Origin of the sequence: Streptomyces sp. NPDC086147, assembly GCF_040702165.1 — a bacterium.
Taxonomy (GTDB): Bacteria; Actinomycetota; Actinomycetes; order Streptomycetales; family Streptomycetaceae; genus Streptomyces.
In genome coordinates this window covers 1-13,277 of the sequence record NZ_JBFBJO010000027.1, presented here as the reverse complement: position 1 = coordinate 13,277, position 13,277 = coordinate 1, and the positions used below count along the sequence as shown (strand labels likewise).

Here is a 13,277-nt window from a genome sequence, read left to right as displayed (position 1 = left end):
CGCGGGCGGCCCCGTGGCGGCCGGGCCGTCCGCCGGCGCGGCCCGGCCGGTGGTCAGGCGGGCGAGCCGGCGGGGCCGGCGGTGAGGTCGGTGGAGCGCAGCAGCCGCAGGAACGCCTTCAGACCGGTGATGATCTCCTCGTTGTCGGTGAGCCGGTTCACCGTCGACTCGAACTCGCGGGCCAGGGCCGCGACGCTCCGGTCGGTCCGCTCGGCGCGCTCGTGCGCGGAGAGGCCGACCGCGTCCACCGTCCCGCGCAGCTCGGCCAGGGCCCGGTACTGCTCCTCCGCCTTGTCCTGGAGCACCGAGGCGCCCGCTTCGAGGGCGGCGACCCGCTCCCGCAGCGCCACCACGTCGTCCCGGGGGTACGTCACCTCCCGGAGCAGCGTGCCCAGCCGGCCGCGCAGCTGCCCGAAGTACGCCCCGGCCGGCCGGAACGCCGTGCTCAGCAGGAAGAACCCGGCGCACCAGTAGCCCGCCTCCCGGCCGGTCGCGACGGCGACGGCGAGTACGGCGGCGGCCGTCGCCACGTGCCCGGCGACGGCGACCCGCAGCATCACGCGCGCGATCCGCCCCGCCTCGGCGTCCCGCTCCCCGGAGACCTCGAGGCCCTTCTCGCGGCTGACCGCGATCTCGGCGAGGACCGCGTGCGCCCGGAAGTACAGGTTCCACGGCGCGGTCAGGAGCAGCAGGAGCCAGAGCAGCCCGAGGACGCCCGCCCCGACGGCGAGCACCGTCCCGGGCGGCGCCCCCACCGCGTACGCCAGGACCAGCGCCCCGACCGCGAGACCCGCCACCACGAACGAGCCCACGACCCTGCTCATGCCGTCCCCCTCCGGACCGGTGCGCGGGAACCCGCGCACGCCTGCGGTCATGGTTCCGCCGAAACCGGCCCCCGGCATGAGTACGGCTACTCAGAAACGGGCCCGGTCCTCGGCGCACACCGCCGGAGGACCGGGCCCGTGGTCCGGGGAGGCGCGCACGCGCCGGCCGTCAGGCCAGGACGACCGGGAGCTCGAAGAGGTCGTTCTGGGTGACGACCGGCTTGTTGCGCAGCTCCTCGCGCGGCACGGCCAGACGCAGCTCCGGGAAGCGCGCGTACAGCGCGGGCAGTGCCACCGACGCCTCCAGGCGGGACAGCGCCGCGCCCGGGCAGACGTGCGGGCCGTGACCGAAGGAGATGTGCCGGTTCGGCGTGCGGGTCACGTCGAAGTCGCCCGCCGTCGGACCGAACTGCGTCTCGTCCCGGCCGAGCGCGCCGAACGACACGATCAGGCCCTCGCCCTTGGGCAGGACCCGGTCGCCGACCTCGATGTCCTCGGCGGCGAACCGGATCAGGACGTGCGAGGTGGGCGTCGACCAGCGCAGGGTCTCCTCGATCACGTTCTCCCACGGCACCTCGCCCTTGAGCACCAGGTCGCGCTGGTCGGGGTGGGTGCTCAGGGCGACCACGGCGTTCACGATCAGGCTGATCGTCGTCTCGTGACCGGCGGCCACCATCAGCTGGAGGGTGTTGGTGATCTCCTCCGTGGTGAGCCGGTCGCCGTTCTCCGACGCCTCGATCAGCGCGCTGGTGAGGTCGTCGCCGGGCGCCTCCTTCTTGCCCGCCACGATCCCCCCGAACAGGGCGCCCAGGTCCGCCATCATCCGCGGCACCTCCTCGGGCGGGGTCTGCGTCGAGAAGAACTTGTCGAACAGCTCCTTCATGCGCGGCTGGTCGGCCTTGTCGACGCCCATCAGCTCGCAGACCACGTTCATCGGCAGCGGGTAGGCGAACTCCGCCTTCAGGTCCACCGTCCCGCCCGCCGGGCGCTCGGCGAGCCGGTCCAGCATCTCCGTGGTCAGGGCCTCGATGCCGGCGCGCAGCCGCTCCACCCGGCGCGCGGTCAGCGCCTGCGCGACCAGGGTGCGCAGCCGCCGGTGCTCCTCGCCGTCCACGGTCAGCATGGACTTGCCGGGGTTGGCCAGGCCGATCAGCGGCCAGTCCAGGGGTATCTCACCGCGCTGCCAGGCGCCCCAGACATCGATGTCCTTGACCAGACGCGGGTCCGTGAGCAGCTTCCGGGCCTCCGCGTGGTGGGTGACGGCGAAGCAGGGCACCCCGCCCGGCAGGACGACCCGGGCGAGCGGGCCGGCGGCGCGCAGCCGGGCGCTCTCGCCGTCGAGGTCGGTGACGAACGGGTCCAGGTCGATGACGCCGGTGCCGGACGCGGCGGTGTGGTCGTACGGGCAGCTCATCCGAGGGCTCCAAGGGCGGGGGTCGGGGTGTAGGTCACGGGAAGCGCGGTCAGCCCGCGCAGCCAGGGGGAGGGGCGGCGGGCGAGGTCCTGCGGGGCCACCGCGAGGTCCACGTCCGGCAGCCGGTCGAGCAGCACCTCGATGCCCGTCCGGGCGATGGTCTCGGCGACCTCCTGCGCGGGGAACGGGCAGCGGTGCTCGCCGTGTCCGAAGGACAGGTAGGCGTTGTTGCCGCCGGTGAGCGCGCCGGAGTCGGCCCGGACGTGCGGGTCGGAGTTGGCGGCGGCCAGGCCGAGCAGCAGCAGGTCCCCGCCGCCGATGCGGCGCCCGCCGAGGTGGGTGTCGCGCGAGGCCCACCGTCCGGCGACGTTCTGGGTGGGCGTGTCCTCCCAGAGGACCTCGTTCATCGCCTCGCCGACGCTGTGCCGGCCGCCGGACAGCGAGGCCGCGAACCGGTCGTCGGTGAGCATCAGGCGCAGCGAGTTGCCGATCCAGTCGGCGGTGGGCTGGTGGCCGGCGGCCAGCATCACCATGAGGTCCTGGGCGACCTCCTCGACCGTGAACCCGGCCGTGTTGCCGAGCATCCGCGAGGCGACGTCGTCGCCCGGGGCCGCCGCCTTGGCGGTGAGCAGCCCGAACATGGACTCGCCCAGGTGGCGCTGGCCCTCCAGGGCGCCCTCCTGGCCGTTGATCATGTCGTTCATGGCCTTGACGAGCCCGGGGCCCTGCTCGTCGGCGAAGCCGTAGACGCTGGCGAGGACCCGGACCGGCAGCAGCATCGCGTACTCGGCGATGATGTCGCAGGAGCCCTTGCCGCACAGCGTGTCGATCAGCTCGTCGGCGAACCGCTCGGCGCGCTGCCTCAGGACGAACGGGTCGATCGCCTCCAGGGCGCCCGAGACAACGTCCGCGCGCTCGCGGTGCCGCTCGCCGACGGTGTAGAGGATGGACGGCTGCTTGCGGCCGATCATGGGCAGCAGGGGCCAGTCCGCCGGGATGCGGTCCCACTGGTTCCACAGGTCGGAGTCGCGCGAGAAGAGCACCGGGTCGCTGGTGACCTGGTGCAGTTCGCGGTAGCCGAGGACCAGCCAGGCGGGCACGTCCCCGTCCAGGACGACCGGGGCGACCGCCCCGTGCTCGCGGCGCATCTGCCGGTAGAGCTCGGTGGGGTCGGTCTGGAACCGGGGCCCGCCCAGCGGGACGGGCCGGGGCGCGGAGTGGGGCACGGGGCAGGTCACGGGGCGGGCTCCGGAATGGGCTGCGGCGTCGGGTCCTGGGCGACGACGGACTGCAGGTGCTCGACGAGCGTGATCAGGACCTGCTTGCTGGACTCGCGCGACCGGGCGTCGCAGAAGACCAGCGGCACCTCGTCGGCGAGGTCGAGGGCCTCGCGGATCTGCCCGGCGGTGTGGGCGGGGCCGCCGAAGTCGTTGCAGGCGACGACGAACGGCGTGCCGTGGTGCTCCAGGCGGTCGATCGCGTACCAGGAGTCGGCGAGCCGGCGCGTGTCGACGAGCACGACCGCGCCGAGCGTCCCGGAGAACAGCCGGTCCCAGAAGAACCAGAACCGCTCCTGGCCGGGCGCCCCGAACAGATAGAGGATGTTGTGGGCGTCCAGCGAGATCCTGCCGAAGTCGAAGGCCACGGTGGTGGCCGTCTTCGCGGCGACGCCGACGGTGTCGTCGACGCCCTCGCCCGCCTGCGTCATGGTCTCCTCGGTGTTCAGCGGACGGATCTCGCTGACCGAGCGCACCAGGGTGGTCTTGCCGACGCCGAAACCGCCGACGACGACGATCTTCAGTCCGTTGTCGGCGGTGCTGTGCAGGGTCTGGCGCTGTTCAGAGGTTACGGAGTCCAACGAGCACCTGCTCCAGGATGTCGTGATCGGGAAGGCGGTACGACGCGCGGGGGTGCCGTGCGCTGATCCGGCCGGTGTCGTGGAGGTCGGCCAGCAGGATCCGGGTGATCGACACCGGCAGGCCGAGCCCGGCCGCCACCTCCACCACCGCCGTGGGGAAGCGGCACATGCGCAGGATCGCGGCGTGCTCGGACTGCATGCCGGGGGCCGGGTCGCTCTCGGCGACCACGAGGGTCACCAGGTCGAAGGCGTCCGACCCGGAACGGCTGCGGCCGCCGGTCAGGGTGTAGAGCCGGTCCGGGGACTCGTCCCTGCCCGGCCTGGGTCGGCTCATCCCCGGGGCCTCGCGACCAGGTACTCGCCGAGCTGTTCGACCAGCTCGGACATGTTGTGGCCGACGAGTCCGGCGTCGGCGTCCTCGTCGGCGACGAGCGCGAGGTGGGCGCCCTCGCCGGCCTCCACGATGAACAGGATGCCGCCGTAGAACTCGGCCATCGCGGAACGGACGCCGCCCGTGCCGTCGCCGAACTCCACGGAGGCACCGTGCGACAGGCTCTGGATGCCGGCGGCGATCGCGGCGAGCTGGTCCGCCTGGTCGACGGAGAGCTCGGGGGTACGGCAGAGCTTGAGGCCGTCACGGGAGAGCACCAGGGCGTGTCGGGTGCCCGGGGTGCGTTCCAGCAGGCCCTCCAGGAGCCAGCTGAGCTTCTCGTCGGTGGTGGTGCCGGTCATTTACGGGGTGCCTTCCGGGTGCGGGGAGTTCGAGGACGGCGACGTCCGGGGGGCGGACGTCCGGCCGGCCTGGTCGGACGGGACGGGCGGGACGGCCGGGGAGCCGTCCGCCGCCGGGGAGGTCTCGGTGCCGGCCTCGGGCCGGTCGGCGGCGTCGCGGACGGCCCGGCGGAAGGTGCCGAAGCGGGACGCCGCCCCGGCCGCCGCGCCGCTGCGCGGGCCGGCCGCGCGGGGCTTCGCCGCGGCCTCGGGCCCCTCGGGGTGGGCGGCGGCGAGCGCACGGCCGCGACGGCGGCGCGGCAGGCCGCTCTCGCCGAACTGCGGGTGCTCGCCGGTGCTCTCACCGGCGGTGTCCGTGGCCGTGTCGGGCTCGTGCACGGTCTCGGGCTCCCGGACCCGCGCGCCGGCGGGGGAGGGCGACGGGGCTCCGGCCGGTGCCCGGTCGGGAGCGGGCGCGGACAGGCCGCGGCCGGACACGGGGGGCAGCACGGCGCCGGGCGCGGCCGGCGTCTCGGCGGGCACGTGGCTGATCAGGTCCTGCGGCAGCATCAGCAGGGCGCCGGTGCCGCCGCGGGCCGAGGGGCGGAACGACACGGTCAGACCGTGCTTGCGCGCCAGCCGGCCGACGACGGCCAGGCCGAGCCGGGTGCCGGACAGACCGGCCAGGTCCTGGGTCTCCGCGCCCACGGCGGCCTCGGCGCGGCGGAGCTGGACGTCGCTCATCACCAGGCCGCTGTCCTCCACCGCGATGATGACGCCGGCGGGGACCTCCTCCACGTAGACGTGGACCTCGGCGGTGGGCGGCGAGAAGTTGGCCGCGTTGTCCATGAGTTCGGCCAGGGCGTGCATGACGCCCTCGGCGGCGTGGCCCGCCACGGCCGCGTCGCTGCTGGAGTGCAGCCGCACCCGCTGGTAGCCGCCGATCCGGCCCATGGCGCCGCGCAGGATCGACTCCATGACGATCGGGCGGGCCCAGCGGCGGCCGGAGCGCGCTCCGGTCAGCACGGCGATGGAGTCGGCGAGCCGGCCCGCCTGGGCGGTGCGGTGGTCGAGGTGGAGGAGGTCGGTCAGGACGTCCTCGTCGGCGTGCCGGTGCTCCATCTCCCGCAGGTCGGCCAGCATGCTCGTGGCGAGCGCCTGCATGCGGCCGGCCGCGTTGGCGGCGGCGGCCATGGCGGCGGACCGGCCCGACTCGGCGCGGCGCAGCCTCTCCTCCAGGCGCGCGACGTCGGCGGCCCGGGCCCGGGTCAGCTCCGCCGTCTCGGCCGCGTGGGCGCGGACCAGCTCCTCGGTCCGGGCGGCGCGGGCGGCCTCGGCGGCCGCGGTGTCCGCCGCGTACCGCTCCCTCAGGGCCGCGGTCTCCCGCTCGGCCGAGGCCGCGGCCGCCGTGGCGTACGCGTCACGGGAGGCGAGTTCGGCGGTGAGCGTCTCGACCCGGCGGCCGAGGGCGCGCGAGGAGCGCCCGTACCAGGTGACGGCGAAGGCCGAGGCGGCGAGGAGCAGGACGCAGCAGACGGCGAACCAGGCGAGCGCGGGACGGACCCCGGCCGGCGCCGCGGCGGTCGCCGCCGCGGCGAGCGCACCACCTGCGGCGGCTGTCAGCAACGAGGCGAGCAGGGCAGGGCGGAAGGGGGTGGACGGCGCCGACATCAACCAGACTCTCAGAAACGGGCACGCGGGGAAGGGAGTCGCAACGACGGCACTATAGAGGCGAGATTGATCAGTTAGGAACTCGCTTGATCGGATCGGTACCCAGGTAAAGGTTCAACTGTCCCATTTATGTGAACAAGAGCGATCGAATTTACTCAGGGTTCACCGAAGTGCCGGTCCGTGTCCGGCCCCTGGCGGGAGATCAGGCCGTCAGGCGTCGAGGTACTCGATGTGCAGGCTGCCGGGCACGTGCCGACGCGTCCGCCCCCGGCCCCACGGGCCCGGAGCGAACTCCACGCAGAAGTGCCCCGACTCCGGGTGGCGCCGCGCGTGGGAGGGAGCCTGCTCGACGAACCGGCGCAGCGCGGCGCCCTGTTCGCGGAACGCGGTGGAGCTGCCGACGACGAACAGCGTGTGCGCGGCGATGTCGAAGGCGAGGTGGTCGCGGTAGGTCCGGTGGCGCAGCCGCTCGTGGTCGACGGCGTCCTGGTCCGGAAGGTCGTCGTCCGGCAGGGACACGGTACCGGGCACGCCCGTGCCGAGCCGCGCCCTGACGCCCTTCCACGCCGAGGCCGGGAACTGGAGGCTGTGGTGGACCAGCACCAGGTCGAGCGCGACCGGCGCGGCCTCGCCGGCGTCGTCGTGGGGCGCCGGACCGCCCCGGAGCGGCAGGTACACCAGCGACCGGGCGGACCGGGCGGCCAGCGCCCACAGGGCGGCGAGCCGGTCGGCGCCGTCCCGGTCGGCGTACATCGACAGCCAGTGCCCGTCGTCGCGCAGCGCCGGCCCCGTCGCGTCCGGCCCGGGGACCGACCGCACCACCCGGAGCTCGCGCCCGTCCAGACCGACCCTGTGCACCCGCACCCGCTGTTCCACGTGTCCCCTTCGTCCCGCCGTCGCCGCACCTTAGACGGAACCGCCGGGTCGCGGCCCCCGGTTTACGACCGGCGCCCGCCCTACCGCTCGCGCTCGACGAACGCGGGGCGCACGGAGTCGTCGACCGGGTCGTAGTAGCGGTGGAACACCGGGGTGGCCGAGCCGGAGACGGGCGGGACGATCCAGCTCCAGTCGGCGGGGGTCGGCCTGCCGTGGCGGGTCTCCCGGTCGATGTGCCGGAGGAACCGCTCGGACTCCGTGTGGTGGTCCGCCATCGTCACCCCGGCCTCCCCGAAGGAGTGCAGCACCGCCACGTTCAGCTCGACCAGCGCCCGGTCCCGCCACAGCGTCCGCTCCGACGAGCGGTCCAGGCCCAGACGGTCGGCGACCACCGGCAGCAGGTTGTAGCGGTCGGTGTCGCCGAGGTTCCGCGCGCCGATCTCCACCCCCATGTACCAGCCGTTGAACGGCGCCGCCGCATAGCGCACCCCGCCGATCTCCAGCGGCATGCCGCTGATCGCAGGCACCGCGTACCAGCGGAGCCCGAGCTCCGCGAACCACGGGTGGTCCGGATGCCGCAGCGGCACCTCCAGGACGCAGCCGTCCGGCAGCTCGTACCACTCCGGCCGCGCGTCCGGACGCTCCCGCACCATCAACGGCAGTGTCTGGAAGGGGTCGTCGGACCGCTTCCACCCCAGCTCGCGGGCGAGCGCGGTCGGCTCCGCGCCGCGCGGGTCGCCGACCCAGCGCCCCTCCGGAGTGCGGTGCCCCGCGTAGCGCACCAGCTGGTCGTTGACGATCCGGGGACCGGGACGGCCGGGCCGGTCCGGCGCGAAGACCGAGATCACCGGACGGATCCGCCCGCCGTTGCCGGCCAGCCGCAGGTGCTCGAAGCAGGCCTCGGCGATCCCGTCGGCCGAGGAGACGTGCCGCAGGTCGCGCACCACGAGGCTGCGCCAGTAGAGCCTGCCGATGCAGCGGGCCGCGTTGCGCCACGCGACGCGGGCGCCGAACGCCAGCTCCTCCGGGGTGTGCGCGTACGTGCCGGTCCGGTCGATCTCGGCGAGCACCTCACGGACCCGGAGCTCCGCGTCACCCGCCCGCGGCTCCTCCCGGTGGAACTGCCGGACGAAGCGCTCCGCCTCCCGCCGGTCGGTGGCGTGCGGCTTCGCCTCGCGCGGTCGTGGGGGCCCCTGGGGGCCGGGGGTGACGTCGGACGTGAACGGACAGACGTCGACGGGGGCCGACTTCCGTCGGCGGCGCAGACTGAAGACCAAGGTGTTCCCTCCCGGCCTCCATGACTACCCCATGTGTTCGCGCGTGTGTGGAGAGTTTGCGTACTTCGTACGGGAACGGCACTGCGCTGGTACGGTGTCCGGTTCGCTACGACTCCTGGGCAGCCGGCATGTTCTGCTCCGCCCAGACCACCTTGCCGGTGACCGTGCGGCAGGAACCCCAGCGGCGACAGAGCATGTTGATGAGCTGGAGCCCCCGCCCGCCCTCGTCGCTGAGGTCCGCGTGCTGGATTTGCGGCAGGTCGGGACCCGTGTCCGAGACCTCCACGACCAGCCGCTCGCCGCGCCAGAGCCGCAGCTCGCCCGGCCCGTTGCCGTACCGCAGCGCGTTGCCCACGAGTTCGGAGACCACCAGCTCGCAGACGTCCGCGAGCTCGTCGAGCTCCCACTCGGAGAGCTGACCGGTCACCAGGTTCCGTGCGACCGAGGCCGCCCGCCCGTCCTTCGGCAGCTCCCACACCCGCAGGTCGCCGCGCGGGGACGGCGAGTCCGTCGCGACCAGGAGCACCGCCTCGTCGAACCGCTCGGCCCCGGCCGGAGCGCGCTCCACAAGGCCGCCCGCCTCCAGCGCCCCGGGGGTCAGGCCCAGCGCGGCCGACCGCAGCCGCTCCAACTGCTCGTCCAGGTCCTCGGTCCGGTTCTTGATGAGCCCGTCCGTGTACATCACCAGATGCCCGCCGTCGGGGACCTTCAGCCGGATCGGGTCGTACGGGATCACCCCCGCGCCCAGCGGTGCGCCGGCCGGCACGTCCGCGAAGTCCGCCGCGCCCCGCCCGTCGAGGAGCAGCGGCGGCAGGTGCCCGGCACTGGCCAGCGTGTAGCTGGAGTCCGCCGGGTCGTAGACCGCGCACAGACACGTGGCGACCTGCTCGTCCTCCAGGTCGCGGGTGGCCAGGTCGAGCCGCGCCAGGACCCGCTCCGGGGCCATGTCCAGGGTCATCAGCGTGCGGGCGACGGCCCGCAGCCGGCCCATCGTGGCGGCGGCGGGCAGCCCGTGCCCCATCACGTCCCCCACCACCAGGGCCGTCCGCCCGCCGGGCAGCGCCATCACGTCGTACCAGTCCCCGCCCACCCCGTGGCCGGCCGTCGAGGGCGCGTACTCCGAGTGCAGCCGCAGCCCCGGCGTCACCGGGGTCGCGCGCGGCAGCAGGCTGCGCTGCAACGAGACCACGTGCTCGCGCTCGCGCCCGTACAGGCGCGCGTTGTCGATGAAGACGGCGGCCTTCGAGGCGAGCTGTTCCGCCAGGGCCAGGTCGGTGGAGGAGAACGGCGGCGTCCCGCGCCCGCGCACGAAGTCGGCGCTCCCGAGCAGCAGTCCGCGGGCGATCAGCGGCACGGCCAGATAGCTGTGCACCCCGGCGGCGCGCATCTGCGCCGCCGCGCTCGCCGTCGGCGCGACGCGGGAGAAGTCGTCGCCCCGCATCCGGCTCAGCAGGACCGGCTTGCCCTGCCGGAGGCAGTACCGGTGCAGCAGCGTCTCGTGCTGCTCCTCGGTCTGGACGTAGGTCTCGCCCACCGGAGTCGGCTCCAGGGAGGAGAGCTCCTCGATCGCGCACAGCGCCGTGGCCCGCAGCAGCGGGATGCCCTCCCCGGTCCACCGGGCCCCCTCCTCGCCGCGCAGGACGCTCTCCAGGACGTCCACGGCGGCGCCGTCGGCGAACCGGGGCACGGTGAACTCGGCCAGTTCCTGCGCGGTGCGCTCCAGATCCAGGGTCGTACCGATCCTGGACGTGGCGGAATTCAGCCATGCGAGCTGACTGCGGGTGGTGAACCGGTCGGGCGGCAGCAGACCTCTGCTCCTGCGGAACCGCGCGCCCGCACCGGCCGGGTGGTGGGCCGACGGATTGCTCCCGGCCGAGGCGCGGCTGGTCAGGCGCCGCCTGTCGCTCCCGCCGTTCACTCTTTCGGCCTCCAGACAGGGTGTGACGCCATCTGTTGCACAGTCTGCACCGGAAGCGGCCCCAGTGCATCAGGCATGCGGAAGCAACCTGCGCAAGTACGCCCACGGCCACGCCGAGTCACTTCGACGTGACCGTCCGCGACGCCGGGCCGGGGGTGCGGGGCCTCCGGGCGGGCCGCCCCGTCCCGGAGGCCCCGCCCTCAGATCCCCACGACCTTGGCGGCCGCCGACACCTCGTACACCAGGGTGACCGTGCGGCGGCCGCCCGGCGGCAGGGAGACGTCCCAGCGGACGATGCCCTCGGCGTCGACCGAGGCGGGCGCGGGGGAGCAGGACTCCTTGCGCAGGCGCACCTCCACCGCCGAGACCTCGGAGACGGGGATCCGCTCCCGCAGGGCCACCACCCGCTCGCCGTCCTCGCCGGGCGCGGAGAACCGGGACAGGTGCAGCCGGACCGTGCGGATGGTCACGGCCCGCTGGGCGAGCCCGGCCGTGTCGTGGGACTCCTCGGCGTACCGGACGACCCGGATGTCGTCGCGGCTGCCGTAGGCCAGCTCCGCGGGGGCGCCGGGAGCGGTGAAGTCCAGCGTGCCGCGGCCGGCGAAGCCGCTGCCGCGCACCAGGTCCACCGGCCCCGCGAGCAGGGCGTGACCGGACCGGTTGTCGAACCGCACCACCTGGGTGACCAGCGGGGACAGCTCGGGGGAGCAGGCGTACTCGCCGCTCGCGTTCGTGGTGAAGACGGAGAGCGGCACCCGGTGCGCGCGGCCGTCGCCCGGCACGGAGACCGGCGCCGGGGCGTTCAGGACGCGCGCCTCGCCGCCGTCGTCGACCCCCGGCAGCCCGAGCACCGGCACCGGCCCGAGGTCACCGATCAGCTGCTCGCGCACCTCGACGTCGACCGTGCGGCGCTCGGCGGCGGAGCGGTCCCTGAGCGTCAGCCGGTCCTCGACCAGACGCGGCGGCTCGGTGGCGAGCGCCGAACGGGCCGTCGACAGCGTCAGCCGCACGTCCGACCAGTCCTCGCCGGTCCGCTGCCAGACCACGGCCTCGGTCTCCAGGGTCAGCGAGCCGCCGTCGAGGACGGCCCGGTAGGCGGGCCGCCACAGCGCGCACGGGGTGAGGTGGCCGAGCCGCAGCCGGGCCGGGCCCGCCTCCGCCGCCTCCACCGTCAGCTCCACGTGGGCGACGAGCTCGGGCGGCTCCTGCTCGGCCTCCTCCAGGGCCCGCAGGGTCGCGCCGTACTCGGCGTCGAGGTCGGTCAGCCGGACCTCCACCGCACGGAGCCGTTCGGCGTACGTGTCCCGCTCGGCGTCCACGCGGTCCAGTTCCCGGCCCCAGCGCTCCCCCTCGCTCTCCCCGGAGCCGACGCCCTCGCGGATCTCCCGCAGCAGGTCGGCGGCGAGCCGGCCCAGCAGGTCGAGCCGGACGCGCAGCCGGTCCTGCTCCCGCTCCGCGGTGTGCCGCTCCTCTTCGAGGGCGTGTGCGCGCAGCCGGAGGGCGGAGTCGTCGTCGGCGGAGGGGACCGGGCCGCGCGGCGTCCAGGTGCGGACGATCCGCGCGCCCAGCACGGTCGCCGGGCGGTCGGAGACCAGCTCGGCGTGGAGGGTGCGGTCGACGGCGAGCGCGCTGACCGGGCCGAGGCGCAGCCGCTGGACACCGGCCGCCAGATCGAGGTCGGCGGTCCGCTCGACGTGGGCGCGGTCCTCCAGACAGGTGATGGCGGTGACGGGAAGGGCGATCGGTCGGGTTTCCGTGGTCATGGTGGGGTCAGCTCCTGCGGTTGCCGTCGACCAGGGCCTTGCCGGCCGGGATGCGGATCTCGTAGCCGCCTTCGAGGACGGCGGTGCCTCCGGCGGGGAGTTCGACCCGCCGGACGCGGGTGCCCGCCGCGTGCTCCTCGGGCCCGTCCTCGGGCACCGCCCAGCCGGGCCGCTCCTCGATCCGCACGTCGGGCTCGGAGGTGACCGGCACCCGCTCGCGGACCTCCACGACGGCGGGCGCCGCGAGCCGGTTCACCAGCTCCACGCGCACCTGGTGGTCGAGCACGGTGACGTTGTTGCGCAGCCCCGCGGTCGACTCCCGCAGGTGCGTGCGGCGGGTCACGCGGATCGCCTCGGCGGGGCCCAGACCCAGCCGCCCGACGCCGCCGGGAGCGAGCGTGGGGAGCGCGGCCGTCAGCAGGAACTCGCCGTCGACGGTGACCTCCACCGGGCCGGCGAGCAGGGCCTGGCCGGTCGCGTTGGAGACCACGAGCGTCGCGTACACGGTCTCCTCCACGGACGGCACGCAGAGGTGCTCGGTGCGCAGACCGACCGGGATCTCGCCGACGGTGACGGTGTGCCAGGTGCCGTCCGACGGGACGTCGGCGCGGGCGTCCGCGTCGAAGCGGTGGTCGAACGAACCCGCCGACTCACGCGGGCGGACGGCGTACCGGGGCAGCGGCAGCGCCGCCACCCCTTCGGCACGGTGGCGGTACTCGGTCGCCACGGCGTCGAAGGAGGAGCCGGGGAACAGCCTTCCCCGGCGCGCCCCCTGGTCCTCGGGTCCGGACAGGACGAGGGAGGCGTAGTCCAGCTCGTCGCCGTCCGGCCGCGGCGGACCGGACGGCGCCGGGGGCGGCGGCGCGGCCGGGGCGGGGGGGGAAGGGGGCGGCGCCCGAAGCGAGACCGGACGACCCGCCGGGGCGCCCGCCGGGGCGGGGGGGCGCGCCCGGCCGCCCCCCCCC

Annotated in this window: 12 protein-coding genes; all 12 read right to left on the bottom strand. The window is 74.8% G+C overall.

Features of this window, described 5'->3' with window-relative positions; genetic code table 11:
* Positions 1 to 53: 53 nt before the first annotated feature.
* Entirely contained in the window at positions 54 to 824 is a 771-nt protein-coding gene (locus AB0398_RS31555; protein WP_366379084.1) for a hypothetical protein, read from the bottom strand.
* A gap of 169 nt (positions 825 to 993) precedes the next feature.
* Entirely contained in the window at positions 994 to 2,238 is a 1,245-nt protein-coding gene (locus AB0398_RS31550) for a cytochrome P450 (protein WP_366379083.1), read from the bottom strand.
* Positions 2,235 to 3,476 (bottom strand): cytochrome P450, encoded by a 1,242-nt coding sequence (locus AB0398_RS31545; protein ID WP_366379082.1) that lies wholly within the window; start codon positions 3,474 to 3,476, stop codon positions 2,235 to 2,237. Before AB0398_RS31545 ends, AB0398_RS31550 begins: the two co-directional genes overlap by 4 nt.
* Positions 3,473 to 4,096, bottom strand: a complete 624-nt coding sequence (locus AB0398_RS31540) for an ATP/GTP-binding protein (protein ID WP_366379081.1) — start codon at positions 4,094 to 4,096, stop codon at positions 3,473 to 3,475. The genes AB0398_RS31545 and AB0398_RS31540 overlap by 4 nt, the downstream gene beginning before the upstream one ends.
* On the bottom strand, positions 4,077 to 4,430 hold the full coding sequence (locus tag AB0398_RS31535; RefSeq protein ID WP_366379080.1) for a DUF742 domain-containing protein: 354 nt from the start codon (positions 4,428 to 4,430) through the stop codon (positions 4,077 to 4,079). The genes AB0398_RS31540 and AB0398_RS31535 overlap by 20 nt, the downstream gene beginning before the upstream one ends.
* Positions 4,427 to 4,828 (bottom strand): roadblock/LC7 domain-containing protein, encoded by a 402-nt coding sequence (locus tag AB0398_RS31530; protein WP_030690508.1) that lies wholly within the window; start codon positions 4,826 to 4,828, stop codon positions 4,427 to 4,429. The genes AB0398_RS31535 and AB0398_RS31530 overlap by 4 nt, the downstream gene beginning before the upstream one ends.
* Positions 4,829 to 6,478, bottom strand: coding sequence for an ATP-binding protein (locus tag AB0398_RS31525; RefSeq protein ID WP_366379079.1), 1,650 nt, complete (start codon positions 6,476 to 6,478; stop codon positions 4,829 to 4,831).
* Positions 6,479 to 6,688: 210 nt separating this feature from the next.
* Positions 6,689 to 7,354, bottom strand: a complete 666-nt coding sequence (locus tag AB0398_RS31520) for a hypothetical protein (RefSeq protein WP_366379078.1) — start codon at positions 7,352 to 7,354, stop codon at positions 6,689 to 6,691.
* 80 nt (positions 7,355 to 7,434) lie between these two features.
* Positions 7,435 to 8,631: a nitric oxide synthase oxygenase gene (locus tag AB0398_RS31515; protein WP_366379077.1), complete on the bottom strand. Its 1,197-nt coding sequence runs from the start codon at positions 8,629 to 8,631 to the stop codon at positions 7,435 to 7,437.
* Between the two features lie 106 nt (positions 8,632 to 8,737).
* Positions 8,738 to 10,549, bottom strand: coding sequence for a SpoIIE family protein phosphatase (locus tag AB0398_RS31510; protein ID WP_366379076.1), 1,812 nt, complete (start codon positions 10,547 to 10,549; stop codon positions 8,738 to 8,740).
* Between the two features lie 200 nt (positions 10,550 to 10,749).
* A complete protein-coding gene (locus tag AB0398_RS31505) occupies positions 10,750 to 12,312 on the bottom strand; it encodes a mucoidy inhibitor MuiA family protein (RefSeq protein ID WP_366379075.1) in 1,563 nt (520 codons plus the stop codon).
* A gap of 7 nt (positions 12,313 to 12,319) precedes the next feature.
* A partial coding sequence (locus AB0398_RS31500; RefSeq protein WP_366379074.1) for a DUF4139 domain-containing protein occupies positions 12,320 to 13,277 on the bottom strand: 958 nt, incomplete at its 5' end.

Coding starts and splice junctions, on each gene's coding strand:
- AB0398_RS31555 (WP_366379084.1), bottom strand. CDS start 824: ATGAGCAGGGTCGTGGGCTCGTTCGTGGTGGCGGGTCTCGCGGTCGGG.
- AB0398_RS31550 (WP_366379083.1), bottom strand. CDS start 2,238: ATGAGCTGCCCGTACGACCACACCGCCGCGTCCGGCACCGGCGTCATC.
- AB0398_RS31535 (WP_366379080.1), bottom strand. CDS start 4,430: ATGAGCCGACCCAGGCCGGGCAGGGACGAGTCCCCGGACCGGCTCTAC.
- AB0398_RS31530 (WP_030690508.1), bottom strand. CDS start 4,828: ATGACCGGCACCACCACCGACGAGAAGCTCAGCTGGCTCCTGGAGGGC.
- AB0398_RS31525 (WP_366379079.1), bottom strand. CDS start 6,478: ATGTCGGCGCCGTCCACCCCCTTCCGCCCTGCCCTGCTCGCCTCGTTG.
- AB0398_RS31505 (WP_366379075.1), bottom strand. CDS start 12,312: ATGACCACGGAAACCCGACCGATCGCCCTTCCCGTCACCGCCATCACC.